The sequence below is a fragment of the Streptomyces sp. SID10853 genome (genome assembly GCF_010548145.1).
Classification (GTDB): domain Bacteria; phylum Actinomycetota; class Actinomycetes; order Streptomycetales; family Streptomycetaceae; genus Streptomyces.
In genome coordinates this window covers 1-14,870 of sequence record NZ_JAAGLN010000175.1, presented here as the reverse complement: position 1 = coordinate 14,870, position 14,870 = coordinate 1, and the positions used below count along the sequence as shown (strand labels likewise).

The following is a 14,870-nucleotide window of genomic DNA, read 5'->3' as shown; positions in this document are numbered from 1 at the left end:
GCCCCCCAGGGCCGGCTCTCCCGCGGCAGGCCCCGACGGGCTGCCCCGCCGGGTGCGCCAGGCGAATCTGGCCCCCCAGCTGAGGGGCGCGCCCGCACCCCCCGACGAACCGGCCGCCGTGGACGACGACGAACGCGACGCGGACGAGGTGCGCAGCCGGATGGCGGCGCTCCAGCGCGGCTGGCAGCGGGGCCGCCGCGACAACTCCGTACAGGACTCGGCAGAATCAGCCGCAGTCGGCACCGGACCGGCCGACGCAGCACCAGGAACCACATCGGAGGGGACCGGTCGATGACCGTACCGAACACAGCAGCACACCACGCCGCAGGGGGCCCCGGCGAACTCAACTGGCTCCTCGACGAACTCGTCGACCGGGTCGGCAGCATCCGCAAGGCCCTGGTCCTCTCGGGAGACGGCCTGGCAACGGGCACATCGAAGGATCTGACCCGCGAGGACGGCGAGCACCTGGCAGCCGTCGCCTCCGGCTTCCACAGCCTCGCCAAGGGTGTGGGGCGCCACTTCGAGGCGGGAAAGGTGCGCCAGACCGTCGTGGAGCTGGACGAAGCCTTCCTCTTCATCACGGCGGCGGGCGACGGCAGCTGCCTCGCCGTGCTGTCCGACGCGGACTCCGACGTCGGCCTGGTGGCGTACGAGATGACACTGATGGTGAAGCGGGTCGGTGCTCACCTCGCGACGGCCCCGCGGAGCGGGCTCACCGCGGGAGGGTGAGGGCGACGCCATGAGCGATGTGGGCCGGCCACCGGCGCACCACTGGTTCGACGACGACGCGGGCCCCGTGGTCCGGCCGTACGCCATGACGCGCGGGCGTACCGGCGCCGACGGCGGGCACCGCCTCGATCTGATCGCGCTCGTCATCCCCGAGCCCGCCGCCGACGATCCGGGCCGGGACCAGACGCTCTCGCCCGAGCATGTGGACATCGTCGAGCGGTGCAGCACCGCACCGCAGTCCATCGCCGAACTCGCGGCCGACTTCGACCTGCCCGTGGGCGTGGTGCGGGTCCTGGTCGGCGACCTCGTCGACGACGAACTCGTCCGTGTCACCCAGCCCGTACCGCCGGCGGAACTGCCGGACGCCAGCATTCTTCGCGAGGTAATCAATGGCCTTCGGGCGCTCTAGCCGCGGCCGGCAATTCGTCGAGCCGGTGACCCTCAAGATCCTGGTGGCGGGCGGTTTCGGCGTGGGCAAGACCACGCTGGTCGGCGCGGTCAGCGAGATCAGGCCGTTACGCACCGAGGAGACGCTGAGCGAGGCCGGCCGGCCCGTGGACTCCACCGACGGTGTGGAGCAGAAGACCACCACCACGGTCGCCATGGACTTCGGCCGCATCACGCTCAAGGAGGACCTCGTCCTCTATCTCTTCGGAACCCCGGGGCAGGACCGTTTCTGGTTCCTCTGGGACGAGCTGGCGCAGGGCGCGCTGGGTGCGGTCGTCCTCGCCGACACCCGCCGCCTGGAGGACTGCTTCGCGGCCGTCGACTACTTCGAGCGGCGCTCCATCCCCTTCACCGTGGCCGTCAACTGCTTCGACGGGGCGACGCGTTACCCGGGGGAGACCGTGCGGTCGGCGCTCGACCTCGACCCCGGGGTGCCGGTCCTGATGTGTGACGCGCGGGACCGTGAGACGGTCAAGGAGGTCCTGGTGGCCGTCGTGGAGCACGCCATGGCCCTGGCGTCGGGAGTCCGCGCGCACGCCATCACCTGAGGCGCCGGACCCGGTGGGCCCCGGCAACCGGTGGACCTGGAACCGACCCGGAACCGGCGAGCCCGGAAGCCCGGCTCCGCTCCCCGGCCCGGCTCCGCGCCCGCTCAGCGAACGGCGATCACCGACGACCCGTGCCCGAACAGCCCCTGGTTGGCGGTGATCGCGGCACGCGCCCCCGGCACCTGGCGCGCGCCGGCCCGGCCGCGCAGCTGCCAGGTCACCTCACAGACCTGCGCGATGGCCTGGGCGGGTACCGCCTCACCGAACGAGGCAAGCCCGCCGCTGGTGTTGACCGGGACGCGGCCGCCGAGCGCGGTGGCGCCCTCCCGCACCAGCTTCGCGCCCGCGCCAGGGGCGCAGAGCCCGATGTCCTCGTACCACTCCAGCTCCAGCGCGGTCGACAGGTCGTAGACCTCGGCCAGCGAGATGTCCTCGGGGCCGATCCCCGCCTCCTCGTACGCCGCACGCGCGATGGAGGCGCGGAAGGACTCCGCCGGGGCCGCCACGGCGGTGGACGAGTCGGTGGCGATGTCCGGCAGGTCGAGCACGGTCCTCGGGTAGGTCGGTGTGACGGTGGAGACCGCACGGATACGGACCGGGTGCGCCACCCCGTGCCGGCGCGCGAACTCCATGCTGGTGAGCACCAGAGCGGCCGCGCCGTCGGACGTCGCGCAGATGTCGAGCAGCCGCAGCGGGTCGGCGACCACCGGGGACGCGGCCACGGCGTCGGCGGTGACGGGCTTGCGGTAGCGGGCGTTGGGGTTGAGCGCGCCCGCCGCCGAGTTCTTCACCTTCACCCGCGCGAAGTCCTCCAGGGTGTCGCCGTGCACGGCCATCCGGCGGCGGGCGTACAGCGCGAAATACGCCGGGTTGGTCGCGCCCAGCACCCGGAACCGCAGCCAGTCGGGGTCGTCGGGCCGTTCACCGCCGGCAGGGGCGAAGAAACCCTTCGGCGCGGAGTCGGCGCCGACCACCAGCGCCACGTCCGCCATCCCGGCGAGGATCTGGGCCCTGGCCGTGCCGATGGCCTGCGCCCCGGAGGCACAGGCCGCGTACACACTGGTGACACGGGCACCCTGCCAGCCGAGCGCCCGTGCGAAGGTCGCGCCCGCGACATACCCGGGATAGCCGCTGCGCACCGTGTCCGCGCCGACCACCGACTGCACGTCCTGCCAGTCGACGCCCGCGTCCGCGAGGGCGGTACGGGCCGCCGCCGTGCCGTACTCGACGAAGCTCCGCCCCCACTTGCCCCAGGCGTGCATCCCGGCCCCCAGGACCGCTATGTCGCCGGTCATGAGTGCGCCTCCGGGGTCGGCGCCGGGCGCCAGTGCCAGGTGGTCCAGGTGGTGTCCTGGTCCTCGTTGAGCACGCCGGGCACGGCCTCCACCTCGGCGCCCACCGCCAGGTCCGCGAGTGCCACACCGGGCGCGGCCTGCCCGAGCACGACCATGCCCTCCGCCGCCAGCTCCACGGCGACCAGGATGTACGGCTCCCAGTCCACGCCGGGGTCCGAGACGTACGGCGCGGGCGGCCGGTACCGGCCGTCGGTGTACGACCAGACGCGGCCGCGCTTGGAGAGCGGCACCTCGGCCAGCTCACCGCCCGGGCAGGCCGGGTTGCGGCAGAAGGTGTCCTCACGGGGGAAGAACACGGCGGAACAGGCCGAGCAGCGGGTGCCCAGCAGCCGGAAGTCGTCCTCTTCGGCGTCGGCCGTGAACCATCCGGCCACCACGGGTGTGCGCGTGCGCGTCAAAACCCCTCCCGGCATCAACGATCTGACGGAACGTCAGAAGTGTGCCACGGGTCAGCCGTTCTCCGCGAGCCACTTCGCCGCGGTCGCCGCCAGTTCGTGGTCGCGGCCCGCCAGCATCGTCCGGATCATCCGTACATCGCCGCGCAGTGACCAGACCGGGTGGCCGAACGAGGCCGGGTTGTTCCCCTCGATGAGGAAGTGCGCGGGCCAGGCGGTCCCGTACCCGATGAGCGGCAGCGCGGCCGCATAGCGTTTCCGGCCGCGCGCCAGCCCGTAGGCGCTCAGCGCGAGCCCGGTGAGCGTGCCCGTCAGGTGCACCCACCGGGTCGCCGCGCGGGAGTGCATCGCCACGTAGTAGGGCCAGAACTCCTCGTACGAATCACATATCGGCTGCGTCATGGGGCGACGGTAGGCCCCCCGCGGTGGCCCGGGGAAGAAGGGGGCCGGCCCGTCCGGCGGGAGAACCGGACCCCCGTCCGGCGTCAGCGGTGTCCGGCCACCGAGCGCCACTCGACCGGGAAGTCGAAGTAGCGGTCGGGGTACACCTCCGGCTGGTAGGTGAAGTGCCACCACTCCTCGGGAAGGTTGACGAAGCCGACGGCGCCGAGGGCGGACCGCAGCATGTCGCGGTTGGTGCGCTGCACGCCCTTGATCCGCGGGTCGTCGGTGTGCGCGAGGGTGTCGAAGCAGTCGAACCCGGTCCCCATGTCGATGGAGTTGTCCGGGAACCGCTGGGCCTTCGGCGCGTAGCAGGGAGCCAGTGGCTGACCCGGGCGGTACGGACGCGTCGGCAGGGCCGGCAGTCGGACCAGCGTGAGATCCATGGTGCTGCCCCGGCTGTGGCCGGACTTCTCCGCGATGTAACCGTCCGCGAAGAGCCGCGACTTGTCGACCCGCGGATAGAACTCCGCCTTCATCGCCAGGGCGTCCGGATCCTCGGCCCAGCGTACGAAGCTGTCGACGGCGCGCTGCGGCCGGTAGCAGTCGTAGACCTTCAGTGAGTAACCCCGGCGCAGCAGCTTCGTCTGGGCCCGGTGCAGGGCCTGGGCGGCGGGGCGGGTGAGGATGCACAGGGGCTGGTCGTAGCCGTCGACCGGTGCGCCGGTGAAGTTGTGCTCGTACGGGTACCGCATCTCCTGGATGATCGTCGGGTCCACGGAGCGCAGTGCGACGAAGTCCCGTGGGGCCCTCGGCTCCTGCTGCGCGGAGGCGGCGGGTGCGGTGGAGACGAGGGCGAGCAGGGCGGCTGCGGCCACGGCCAGGGACCGTGCGGCGGAGGTCGGTCGTCGTGTCATGGGCATTCCATCTATCAGGTGAACGGCCGGGAGGGGAAGCGAATCGCCCGCGGCCCGCGCCCACGACGGTGCTTTCCTCCGCCGAATGAGGCATTCGGCAGGCATCCGCGGGACAAACCAGTTGCCAGGGCCGGCGACCGCATCGGACGATCCCGTCCCATGCATACCGACGGTGCCAACCAGGCGCCTTCCCCCGCCGCCCCCCGTCCGCTCGCCCTGCTGACCGGTGTGGGCCGGACCGCGGGCCTCGGCGCCGGCATCGCCCGGCAACTGGCACGCTCCGGCTGGGACATCGCCTTCACCTGCTGGACCCCGTACGACGCGCGCATGGCCTGGGGCGTTGAACGAGGGGCGACCGCCGCGATCGAGCAAGCCCTCGCCGAGTGCGGCGCGAGCACGGCGACGATCGAAGCGGACCTCGCCGACCCGAGCGCCCCTGCCCGGATTTTCACCGAGGCGGAAAGCCGACTGGGCACCATCACCGCCCTGGTGATGTGCCATTGCGAGTCGGTCGACTCCGGCCTCCTTGACACCACCGTGGAGAGCTTCGACCGGCACTTCGCCGTCAACGCACGCGCCACCTGGCTGTTGATCCGCGAGTACGGGATGCGCTTTCGCGGAACCCACGGAAGCGGCCGGATCGTCAGCCTCTCCAGCGATCACACCGTCGGCAATCTCCCCTACGGCGCCAGCAAGGGCGCCTTGGACCGCATCACTCTGGCAGCGACCAGGGAACTCGCCCACCTCGGGGTCACCGCCAATGTCATCAACCCCGGGCCGGTCGACACCGGCTGGATGAACCAGGAGACGCGGGAGAACTGCGTCGGCCACACACCACTCGGCCGCCTCGGCACTCCGCAGGACACCGCGCACCTCGTGGACTTCCTGTGCTCGCCGCAAGGCCAGTGGGTCAATGGGCAATTGCTGAAGAGCAACGGTGGGCTGGCTTAGACCGCGCCCGGTGAGGACCGGCACGATCGGCTACAGTCCGCGGTCATGAACGAGCCCGCAGCCAAGCCTGTCAGGGATTCCCACTGTTCGAGCTGTGGCGCCGCGTTCGCCACCGCCGGGTGGCCCCGCACCTGTCCGTCCTGCGGGACCACGGCCTACCGCAACCCGCTGCCCGTCGCCGTGGCCCTGCTGCCCGTCCGGGACGCGCAGGGCACCGGACTCACCGTCATCACCCGGACCAACGACCCGCTGCCCGGCGGGATCGCGCTGCCCGGCGGCTTTGTCGACGGCGCCGAGACGTGGCAGCACGCCGTCGTGCGCGAGCTGCGGGAGGAGACCGGCATCACCGCCCGCCAGCAGGACGTCCGGCTGGTCGACGCACGCAGCTCGCCTGACGGGCATCTGCTGCTCTTCGGCCTCCTCCCGGAGCATGCGGCGGCCGGGCTCCCGCCGTCCGCGCCCACCGACGAGACCGCGGGCCGGCACACCCTGCGGGCCGCCGCTGACCTCTGCTTCCCCCTGCACACCGCGGTCGTCCGGAACTGGTTCGCCGGACGCTACAGCTGAATCAGCATCGGCTGAATCCGGCCAACAGCCTGGTTCCGCCCGACTGCCGGGGCCGTTCCGAGCCGCCCGCCCCGGCCGAACCGCCGTGATCCGGTCCGCCCGGATCCGCGGCAGCCGCCCAGCCGCCCTGCGGGCGACGACGCGCCTCTGCGACACGCCCTACGCCCCGGCCCCCCGCACCCGCACCGGGCACCCCGGCTCCACCACACCGTCCGCCACCACCCGCCCGACCACGACCCGGCCGTCCTCCAGCGCCGTGGTGTAGCGCTCGACCTCCGGCTCCCGCCACCCGTCACCGGCGTCCCGTACGACCACCCCGCCCCCCTTGTGCCCCGCGGCCGGTGCCCAGACCTCCAGCTCCGTACCGCCGCCGGCACCCCGTACCGGAATCACCGAACCGGCCCGCGCCAGTACCGGCACCCGCGACAGCGGCGCGTCCACCACCACCTGCCCCGGACCCTCGTACGCCGCGCCGGTGGCCGTGTCGTACCACCGCCCCCGCGGCAGCCGCACCGCACGCCGGACGCCGCCGCGGTCGAGGACCGGCGCCACCAGCAGACCGTCACCGAGCAGGAAGGCGTCCTCGCAGTCCCGCAGGGCCCGGTCGTCCGGCGCGCCCCACCAGACCGGCCGCACATACGGGGCGCCGGTCAGCCGGGACACCTGCGCCAGCGTCACGAAGTACGGGTACAGCCGCTCCCGTTCAAGCAGCGCCGCCCGCGCGTGCTCCAGGGTCTCCGCACCGAACTCCCACGGCTCCCTGCGCCCGGCACCGATCGCCGAGTGTGTGCGCAGCAGCGGCAGGAAACACGCCATCTGCAGCCAGCGCAGATACAGCTCGGGGGAGGGGCTGCCGTCGAAGCCGCCCACATCGGGGCCCGAGTACGGCACCCCGCACAGCCCAAGACCCAGCACCAGCGAGAGCGACGCCCGCAGCCCCGGCCACCCCGTCGTCACATCGCCCGACCAGGTACCCCCGTAGCGCTGCATCCCCGCCCACCCCGACCGCGAGAACAGAAACGGCCGCTCATCGGGGCGCAGCGCCCGCAGCCCCTCGTAGCCGGCCCGCGCCATCGCCAGACCGTAGACGTTGTGGGCCTCCCGGTGGTCGCCCCCGCGGCCCTCCAGATCGTGCCGGGCCGTCAGCGGCAGCGTGGGATCCCCGAACGGGAGCATGGAGGCCGGCTCATTCATGTCGTGCCAGAAACCGGCGAAGCCCTGCGCGAGCCGCTCCGCGTACAGACCGCCCCACCACTCACGCACATGCGGAGCCGTGAAGTCCGGGAAGACGCACTCGCCCGGCCACACGACGCCGCGCGCGGCACCGCCCCGCGCATCCCCGACGAAGGCGTCCGCGGCCAGCCCCTCCTCGTACACCCGGTTGCCCGGAGCGGCCTCCACCGCCGGGTCGACGATCGACACCAGCCGTACGCCGTCCCGCCGCAGCTCTTCCGCGAGGCCGGGCAGACCGGGGAACCGCTCGCCGTCGACGGTGAACACCCGGTGCCCGTCGTAGTGGTCGATGTCCAGATGCAGCGCCGACAACGGCAGCCCGTGCTCCCGGTAACCGGCCACGACCCTGCGGACCTCACGCGCACTGCCGAAACCCCACCGGGCGTGCTGCGGTCCCAGCGCCCAGGACGGCGGGAGCGCGGGCCGCCCGGTCAGCGCGGTCCAGCCCCGCAGGACCCGCGCCGGAGTGCCGGCCACCACCCAGCAGCGCAGCGGGCCGCCGCCCATCCACACCTCGCTCGATCCCGGCCTGTCGTGCCCGGAGCCCGCGCCCTCCCGGCCCTCGGCCAGCACCACCCGGCCCTCCCGGGTGTTGTCGTGGAAGACCAGATGGGCCCCGGCGTCGGCCACCACCAGCTGCACCGGCATGGTGATGTACAGCGGATCGTCGCCCGGCCCGAACCCACAGCCCGGATCGGTGTTCCACAGCTGGTACGTGCCGTCGCGCAGCCGGGGCCCCGACGCCCGACCGCCGAGACCGAAGAAGCGCGCGTCGGCCGGCACCTCCGCCCGCTGCACCCAGCGGGCCTCGCCGCCGGACACCGGCTCCCACCAGCGGGGCGGCAGCTCACGGCGGATCCGCACCCCGCCCGGAGTCAGGATCTCGACCGCCCCCAGCCGGGACACCGTGACGGTCACCCGTTCCGAGACCACCCGCCAGCCGCCGTCCGTGTCCGGTTCGAGCACGGCCCGGGGATCCGCGTCGGGGCAGCCGTCCGCCAGCGCGTACGAGGGCGCCGGCTCCGCGCCGTCCCACCCCCAGAAGACCGCACCGCCCGCCGCGACCCGTACCAGCAGCTCCGACCTGGTGAACCGGACGACCCCGCCACCCGGCCGGTGCTCCACACCGGTCACCGCACCGGGCACCCGCGCCCGCTCCGGCCCGCGCTGAGCCGCCCCCGCCGCGTCCGTACGCCGTCTGCGCAGGGCGATACGCAGGGCGAGCCGCCCCCGAGCCGAACCGAACGCCTTCACCGAGCGAACCAGGCCGCGACCGTCCATGCTGATCACACTGCCATCCCGGCCCGGGGGCGGGAGGCCCGTTCAGCCGTCGTTCACCTCGCCTTTGACCGGATGTTCACCACGCCACCGCCGGACGGCCCGCTCTGGTGCGCAGGACGATCACATGGCATCGTCGCTGCCAGCCGTGTCACGCGCACACCCCTCGCACGTGCGCGCCCACACGCGACACCACGCGTACAGCCCGGGAGCCGCCCCATGAACTCATCGAACGCCGCACCCCTCTGGCAGCCCAGCCAGGAACGGATCGACGGTGCCACGATCACCCGCTTCCAGGCGTGGGCCGCCGAGCGGTACGGCGCACCGGCCGACGGCGGCTACGCGGCCCTGCACCGCTGGTCGGTCGAGGAACTCGCCACCTTCTGGCAGGCCGTCGCCGACTGGTTCGACATCCGGTTCACGACCCCGTACGAAAGCGTCATCGCCGACCGCTCCATGCCGGGCGCCCAGTGGTTCCCCGGAGCCACCGTCAACTACGCCGAGCACGCCCTGCGGACCGCCACCGAACCGGCCCGCGCGCAGGAGCCCGCCCTGCTGTACGTCGACGAGAGCCAGGATCCGCAGCCCGTCAGCTGGTCCGAACTCCGGCGCCAGGTGGGCGCGGTCGCGGCCGAACTGCGCGCTCTGGGCGTACGCCCCGGCGACCGCGTCAGCGGCTACCTGCCCAACATCCCGCAGGCCGTCACCGCGCTGCTCGCCACCGCGGCCGTCGGCGCGGTCTGGACCTCCTGTGCGCCCGACTTCGGCGCCCGCGGCGTCCTCGACCGTTTCCAGCAGGTCGAACCTGTCGTGCTGTTCGCCGTCGACGGCTACCGCTACGGCGGCAGGACCCACGACCGGCGCGACACCGTCGCCGAGGTCCGCGCCGAACTGCCCACCCTGCGCGCCGTGATCCACATCCCGCTGCTCGGCACCACCGCCCCGGACGGCGCGCTCGACTGGTCGGCCGTCACATCCGGCGACGCGGAACCCGTCTTCGAGCAGGTCCCCTTCGACCACCCGCTCTGGGTGCTCTACTCCTCCGGGACCACCGGACTCCCCAAGGCCATCGTGCAGTCCCAGGGCGGCATCCTGATCGAGCACCTCAAACAGCTCGGCCTGCACTGCGACCTCGGCCCGGACGACCGGTTCTTCTGGTACACGTCCACCGGCTGGATGATGTGGAACTTCCTCGTCTCCGGACTGCTCACCGGAACCACGATCGTCCTGTACGACGGCAGCCCCGGCTACCCGGGAACCGACGCACAGTGGCGCATCGCCGAACGCACCGGAACCACCCTCTTCGGCACGTCCGCCGCCTACATCATGGCCTGCCGCAAGGCGGGCATCCACCCGGCCCGCGACCACGACCTCTCCCGCGTCAAGTGCGTCGCCACAACCGGCTCCCCACTCCCGCCCGACGGGTTCCGCTGGCTGCACGAAGCAGCGGGCGACGACCTCTGGATCGCCTCCGTCAGCGGCGGCACGGACGTCTGCAGCTGCTTCGCGGGCGCCGTCCCCACCCTCCCCGTGCACATCGGCGAACTCCAGGCCGCCTGTCTCGGCACCGACCTCCAGGCATGGGACCCCCAAGGCAGGCCGCTCATCGACGAGGTCGGCGAACTCGTCGTCACCAACCCCATGCCGTCGATGCCGGTCCGCTTCTGGAACGACCCCGACGGCAGCCGCTACACCGGCAGTTACTTCGATATGTACCCCGGGGTCTGGCGGCACGGTGACTGGATCACGATCACCGGCCACGGATCCGTGATCATCCACGGACGCTCGGACTCCACCCTCAACCGGCAGGGCGTCCGGATGGGATCAGCCGACATCTACGAAGCGGTCGAGCGGCTCCCCGAGATCCGTGAGTCACTGGTCATCGGCATCGAGGAGCCCGACGGGGGCTACTGGATGCCGCTCTTCGTCCACCTCGCGCCCGGCACCGCGCTCGACGACGCCCTGCGCGGGCGCATCAAGCAGACCCTCCGCGAGCAGCTCTCACCGCGCCACGTCCCCGACGACATCATCGAAGTCCCCGGAATCCCGCACACCCTCACCGGCAAGCGCATCGAAGTCCCGGTCAAGCGGCTGCTCCAGGGCGCCGCACTCGACCGCGCGGTCAACCCCGGCTCGGTCGACAACGTCGAACTGCTGCACTTCTACGAGAAACTGGCCCGCGACCGCGGCTGAAGGGGGCACGCACTTCCGGTGCCCGGTGCCCGGCGCTCCACGCACTCCGGCGCTCCCGTTCATCCCCGAACGGCATTGTCAGTGCCCGCGGTTACGGTGAGTGAGCACTGATCGATCGCGCTCAGGGGGAGTCATGGCGCAGACACACCGGACCGGATCCATGCGGCACGCACTGCGCCGCGAAGCACCGAGCACCGTCGGCCTGCTGGCCGACGCGCAGGACTTCGCGGTGATGCGGCGCTACCGCACCTTCACCTTCGACGACCACACCGCCTATCTCCAGCAGGTCGAGGGCCTGCTGCGGGCCCTCACCGCCGAGGAGGTGCACACGACGGTCGCCCTCTTCGACCCGGAGGAGTACGCGGAGTTCTGCACAGCAACCGGGCTCGACCCGGACTCCGCGGACAGCCGGACGCGTTTCACCGCCGGCATCGCCGCCGACGGGGCGACCGTCCCGTACACCGGCCAGCCCATCGACCGGCTGGTCCCGCTCCTCATCAACGCGGCGGTATGCCGGGCCACCCTGGAGTACGCGACGATGGCGCTGGCCGAGGCGGGCGAGTGCACCGACTGCGGGCAGGACATCGGTGCGGCGTCCTTCGACCGGGCATCCCGGGTGCTGGAGAGTCTGCTGGACGGCGCGGGGGCCGGAGTCCACCATCTCGTCTGCAGCATTCCCACCGAGGACGAAACACTCCTGGCCGTCCTGCACGCCGAGAACGGCGAAGACCCGGGCATCAGGCTCGACCGTATGGAGGGCGCGGCCTTCGTGACCGTGCTCGCCGCCGGTATGGCCCTGGAGAGCCCGGGCGGGATCGTCATCCGTACGACGGTGCCGGACCAGGACGACCGGGTCCGCGGCTGGCGCCTCCAGCGCGGACGGCCGCTGCCGCTGACCGCGGGCGAGGTGTTCAGCGCCTACTGCACCGACGCCGCCACCGGCGATCCGGTACCACCGGAGCCGGGCGTCGACTACTGCGCGGGGTACGCGATCCCGGACGACGATCTCCACCACTGACCACTGACCACGAACCACTGACCACCGACGACCGAGGGGCTCCCGGCCGGATACGGCAGGAAGCCCCTCGGGCACCACATGCGCCGGAACGGCATGGCATGGGGGAGGGGCCGGGACCGGCGGCTACTCGCCGGACAGCACCGCCTGCGCGGCCAGCCGCGCCTCGTCCGCCGAGTCAGCGGCACGCGCCGCGGCTGCCGCACGCTCGCACTGGGCGAGCGTGTGCTGCGCCAGCGTCGAGCGGACATACGGAATGGCGGCCGCGCCCATGGAAAGGCTGGTCACCCCGAGACCGGTCAGCACACAGGCGAGCGTCGGATCGGCGGCGGCCTCCCCACACACCCCACAGCTCTTGGCCTCGGCCTTCGCGGCCTCGGCGGCCATCGCCACCAGGTCGAGCAGCGCGGGCTGCCACGGATCCTGCAGCCGTGACACCGCACCGACCTGCCGGTCCGCCGCGAAGGTGTACTGCGCCAGGTCGTTGGTGCCGAGCGAGAGGAACTCGACCTCGCGGAGGACGGAGCGCGCCCGGAGCGCGGCTGACGGGATCTCCACCATCGCGCCGAACTTCGCGTGCAGCCCCGCCTCCCGGCAGGCGTCGGCGAACGCCCTGGCATCGGACCGGTCCGCCACCATCGGGGCCATGACCTCCAGATACACCGGCAGGCCCGCAGCCGCCGTGGCCAGCGCGGTCAGCTGGGCCCGCAGCACATCGGGGTGGTCGAGGAGCGAACGCAGCCCCCGCACACCGAGCGCCGGGTTCGGCTCATCGGCCGGGGTCAGGAAGTCCAGCGGCTTGTCGGCCCCGGCGTCCAGCACCCGTACGACGACACGACTCTCCGGGAACGCCTCCAGCACCGTCCGGTACGCCTCGACCTGCTTCGCCTCCGACGGAGCCTTCGCGGAGTCGTCCAGAAACAGGAACTCGGTACGGAAGAGCCCCACGCCCTCGGCGCCCGCCTCCAGCGCGGCGGGAACATCGTCGGGCCCGCCGATATTGGCCAGCAGCGGCACCTTGTGGCCGTCCGATGTGGCCCCGGGCCCCGTCGCCGCCGACAACGCGGCCTTGCGGGCGGCGGCCGCGTCCACCAACTCGGCGCGCTTCTCCGCACTCGGCCGGACGAAGATCTCCCCGGTGCTCCCGTCGACAGCCACCACCGTGCCCTCGGCCAGCTCACCCGCACCCGGCAGGGCCACCACAGCCGGCACACCGAGCGCCCGCGCCAGGATCGCGCTGTGGCTGGTGGGCCCGCCCTCCTCGGTCACGAACCCGAGGACAAGCGTGGGGTCGAGCAGCGCGGTGTCGGCGGGAGCGAGATCCCGCGCGATCAGTACGTACGGCTCGTCGCTGTCGGGCACCCCCGGCATCGGAACACCCAGCAGCCGCGCGACGATACGGTTCCGCACATCGTCCAGGTCGGCGACCCGGCCCGCCAGATACTCGCCCGCGCCCGCCAGCAGCGCCCGGTACGAGGCGAACGCGTCGTAGATCCCGCGCTCGGCGGAACTGCCCACAGTGATACGCCGGTCGACATCGGCGATGAGCTCCGGGTCCTGGGCCATCATGGCCTGCGCCTCAAGCACCTGCTGCGCCTCGCCGCCGGCCAGATTGCCCCGGGCGATGAGGTCGGCGGCCACGGCTTCCACGGCCTGCCGTGCGCGGCCCTGCTCGCGCTCCGCGTCCTCGGCCGGGATCTGCTTGGCAGGCGGTTCGAGAACGGTCGTACCCATATGCCTGACCTCGCCGATGGCCACACCGTGGCTCACGCCGACGCCTCGCAGCGTTGTCTGCATGTCACCCGTCTCCGTCTGTCGCGGCGCACTCGGGCGCCGGGGTGGTTGACCGATGCACCGCTGTGTACGGCGCCGATGTCGCTGCCGGTTGCGGAGCGACCCGTGTCACTGCCAGTTGAAGAGCGATCCGCCGGCCGTGACATCGCCGCTCTCGGCGACGTCAGCGAGGGAGTCCGCAGTGGCCTCCAGGGCGACGACCGGGCAGATGGGGGACTTGCCGGAGGCTTCGACACCGGCCGGGTCCCAGCGCACCATGGCCTGTCCGCGCTGCACCGTGTCCCCCTTGTTGACGAGCAGTTCGAAACCTTCGCCGTTGAGCTGAACGGTGTCGATGCCGAGGTGGGTCAGCACGCCGTGCCCCTCTCCGTCGACGACGACGAAAGCGTGCGGATGCAGGGAGACCACGATGCCGTCGACGGGAGCCACCGCGTCCGACGGCTCGCGTACGGGGTCGATGGCAGTGCCGGGGCCCACCATCGCGCCGGAGAAGACGGGGTCCGGCACCGCGGCCAGTCCAATCGCGCGTCCGGCGAGCGGGGATGTCACGCTGGTCATGTGGGGCCTCTCAGAGGGCGGCGTACTGTTTCAGAAGAGTAAGTCATAATAAGTCCCGGTTCCGCGCAGGAGCGGGGGGTTGACAGACCGCCGAGGACGGCGCAAGCGATTTGCCTCGCCTCCGGCCGAGCTGTACTGTCGTACTCCTGCCTGGCCCCGTCGCGACGTCAAGTCGGGGGCCGGTAGCCTCTCGAACAGCCCAGGAAACTCAACCGCATTCTATTTCGGCATGCCCGCAGAAATAGTGGTCGGAGTGAGGGAAAAGGACTGATAGAGTCGGAATCGCCGGAAAGGGAAACGCGAAAGCGTGGAACTGGAAAGCGGCCCGCCGGCCGGGAATCGGACGCGAAAGAGTCTGATAGAGTCGGAAACGCAAGACCGGAGGGAAAAGCCCGGAGGAAAGCCCGAGAGGGTGAGTACAAAGGAAGCGTCCGTTCCTTGAGAACTCAACAGCGTGCCAAAAGTCAACGCCAGATATGTTGATACCCCGGCCCACTTTTTGGTGGGTT

At 72.0% G+C, this 14,870-nt stretch carries 14 protein-coding genes and 1 pseudogene; 8 read left to right on the top strand and 7 right to left on the bottom strand.

The window, feature by feature from the left end:
• From G3I19_RS26365 to G3I19_RS26350, 4 genes and pseudogenes are all read left to right on the top strand, one after another.
• Positions 1–295, top strand: a pseudogene (locus G3I19_RS26365) (histidine kinase); the annotation flags it as partial.
• Positions 292–729 carry a roadblock/LC7 domain-containing protein gene (locus G3I19_RS26360; protein ID WP_164266200.1) on the top strand — a complete coding sequence of 146 codons (438 nt, stop codon included), beginning with the start codon at positions 292–294 and terminating at the stop codon, positions 727–729. The pseudogene G3I19_RS26365 and the gene G3I19_RS26360, both read left to right, overlap by 4 nt.
• Before the next feature lie 10 nt (positions 730–739).
• The gene (locus G3I19_RS26355) at positions 740–1,138 is read left to right on the top strand and encodes a DUF742 domain-containing protein (protein ID WP_164266199.1); all 399 of its coding nucleotides are present in this window, start codon (positions 740–742) and stop codon (positions 1,136–1,138) included.
• Positions 1,119–1,724 (top strand): ATP/GTP-binding protein, encoded by a 606-nt coding sequence (locus tag G3I19_RS26350; RefSeq protein ID WP_164266198.1) that lies wholly within the window; start codon positions 1,119–1,121, stop codon positions 1,722–1,724. Before G3I19_RS26355 ends, G3I19_RS26350 begins: the two co-directional genes overlap by 20 nt.
• A 104-nt stretch (positions 1,725–1,828) precedes the next feature.
• On the opposite strand, the gene G3I19_RS26345 is transcribed toward G3I19_RS26350, so the two are convergent.
• From G3I19_RS26345 to G3I19_RS26330, 4 genes are all read right to left on the bottom strand, one after another.
• Positions 1,829–3,019, bottom strand: a complete 1,191-nt coding sequence (locus G3I19_RS26345; protein WP_164266197.1) for a lipid-transfer protein — start codon at positions 3,017–3,019, stop codon at positions 1,829–1,831.
• Positions 3,016–3,456, bottom strand: coding sequence for a zinc ribbon domain-containing protein (locus G3I19_RS26340; RefSeq protein WP_164266201.1), 441 nt, complete (start codon positions 3,454–3,456; stop codon positions 3,016–3,018). Before G3I19_RS26340 ends, G3I19_RS26345 begins: the two co-directional genes overlap by 4 nt.
• 72 nt (positions 3,457–3,528) lie before the next feature.
• Positions 3,529–3,876: a DUF962 domain-containing protein gene (locus G3I19_RS26335; protein WP_164266196.1), complete on the bottom strand. Its 348-nt coding sequence runs from the start codon at positions 3,874–3,876 to the stop codon at positions 3,529–3,531.
• 83 nt (positions 3,877–3,959) lie between these two features.
• Positions 3,960–4,772: a M15 family metallopeptidase gene (locus G3I19_RS26330; RefSeq protein WP_164266195.1), complete on the bottom strand. Its 813-nt coding sequence runs from the start codon at positions 4,770–4,772 to the stop codon at positions 3,960–3,962.
• A gap of 159 nt (positions 4,773–4,931) precedes the next feature.
• Here G3I19_RS26330 and G3I19_RS26325 point away from each other — a divergent pair, with 159 nt between their 5' ends.
• Positions 4,932–5,723 (top strand): SDR family oxidoreductase, encoded by a 792-nt coding sequence (locus G3I19_RS26325; protein WP_164266194.1) that lies wholly within the window; start codon positions 4,932–4,934, stop codon positions 5,721–5,723.
• A gap of 45 nt (positions 5,724–5,768) precedes the next feature.
• Positions 5,769–6,290 (top strand): NUDIX domain-containing protein, encoded by a 522-nt coding sequence (locus tag G3I19_RS26320; protein WP_164266193.1) that lies wholly within the window; start codon positions 5,769–5,771, stop codon positions 6,288–6,290.
• A 159-nt stretch (positions 6,291–6,449) separates the two neighbouring features.
• On the opposite strand, the gene G3I19_RS26315 is transcribed toward G3I19_RS26320, so the two are convergent.
• Positions 6,450–8,804, bottom strand: coding sequence for a glycoside hydrolase family 31 protein (locus tag G3I19_RS26315; RefSeq protein ID WP_164266192.1), 2,355 nt, complete (start codon positions 8,802–8,804; stop codon positions 6,450–6,452).
• 216 nt (positions 8,805–9,020) lie between these two features.
• On the opposite strand from G3I19_RS26315, the gene G3I19_RS26310 reads away from it, so the two are divergent.
• Together G3I19_RS26310 and G3I19_RS26305 are read left to right on the top strand one after the other, a co-directional pair.
• On the top strand, positions 9,021–10,994 hold the full coding sequence (locus tag G3I19_RS26310) for an acetoacetate--CoA ligase (protein WP_164266191.1): 1,974 nt from the start codon (positions 9,021–9,023) through the stop codon (positions 10,992–10,994).
• Positions 10,995–11,127: 133 nt separating this feature from the next.
• Positions 11,128–12,012: a hypothetical protein gene (locus G3I19_RS26305; RefSeq protein ID WP_164266190.1), complete on the top strand. Its 885-nt coding sequence runs from the start codon at positions 11,128–11,130 to the stop codon at positions 12,010–12,012.
• Between the two features lie 123 nt (positions 12,013–12,135).
• Here the strand turns inward: G3I19_RS26305 and ptsP are convergent, their stop codons facing one another.
• Both ptsP and G3I19_RS26295 read right to left on the bottom strand, forming a co-directional pair.
• Positions 12,136–13,806: a phosphoenolpyruvate--protein phosphotransferase gene (gene ptsP / locus G3I19_RS26300; RefSeq protein WP_164266189.1), complete on the bottom strand. Its 1,671-nt coding sequence runs from the start codon at positions 13,804–13,806 to the stop codon at positions 12,136–12,138.
• A gap of 105 nt (positions 13,807–13,911) precedes the next feature.
• The gene (locus G3I19_RS26295; RefSeq protein WP_164266188.1) at positions 13,912–14,361 is read right to left on the bottom strand and encodes a PTS glucose transporter subunit IIA; all 450 of its coding nucleotides are present in this window, start codon (positions 14,359–14,361) and stop codon (positions 13,912–13,914) included.
• Positions 14,362–14,870: the final 509 nt, after the last annotated feature.

Bases quoted from the DNA above. Each gene is read 5' to 3' on its own strand.
- G3I19_RS26360 (WP_164266200.1), top strand. From the start codon at position 292: ATGACCGTACCGAACACAGCAGCACACCACGCCGCAGGGGGCCCCGGC.
- G3I19_RS26310 (WP_164266191.1), top strand. From the start codon at position 9,021: ATGAACTCATCGAACGCCGCACCCCTCTGGCAGCCCAGCCAGGAACGG.
- G3I19_RS26325 (WP_164266194.1), top strand. From the start codon at position 4,932: ATGCATACCGACGGTGCCAACCAGGCGCCTTCCCCCGCCGCCCCCCGT.
- G3I19_RS26295 (WP_164266188.1), bottom strand. From the start codon at position 14,361: ATGACCAGCGTGACATCCCCGCTCGCCGGACGCGCGATTGGACTGGCC.
- ptsP (WP_164266189.1), bottom strand. From the start codon at position 13,806: ATGCAGACAACGCTGCGAGGCGTCGGCGTGAGCCACGGTGTGGCCATC.
- G3I19_RS26345 (WP_164266197.1), bottom strand. From the start codon at position 3,019: ATGACCGGCGACATAGCGGTCCTGGGGGCCGGGATGCACGCCTGGGGC.
- G3I19_RS26305 (WP_164266190.1), top strand. From the start codon at position 11,128: ATGGCGCAGACACACCGGACCGGATCCATGCGGCACGCACTGCGCCGC.
- G3I19_RS26350 (WP_164266198.1), top strand. From the start codon at position 1,119: ATGGCCTTCGGGCGCTCTAGCCGCGGCCGGCAATTCGTCGAGCCGGTG.
- G3I19_RS26320 (WP_164266193.1), top strand. From the start codon at position 5,769: ATGAACGAGCCCGCAGCCAAGCCTGTCAGGGATTCCCACTGTTCGAGC.
- G3I19_RS26355 (WP_164266199.1), top strand. From the start codon at position 740: ATGAGCGATGTGGGCCGGCCACCGGCGCACCACTGGTTCGACGACGAC.
- G3I19_RS26330 (WP_164266195.1), bottom strand. From the start codon at position 4,772: ATGACACGACGACCGACCTCCGCCGCACGGTCCCTGGCCGTGGCCGCA.
- G3I19_RS26315 (WP_164266192.1), bottom strand. From the start codon at position 8,804: ATGGACGGTCGCGGCCTGGTTCGCTCGGTGAAGGCGTTCGGTTCGGCT.
- G3I19_RS26335 (WP_164266196.1), bottom strand. From the start codon at position 3,876: ATGACGCAGCCGATATGTGATTCGTACGAGGAGTTCTGGCCCTACTAC.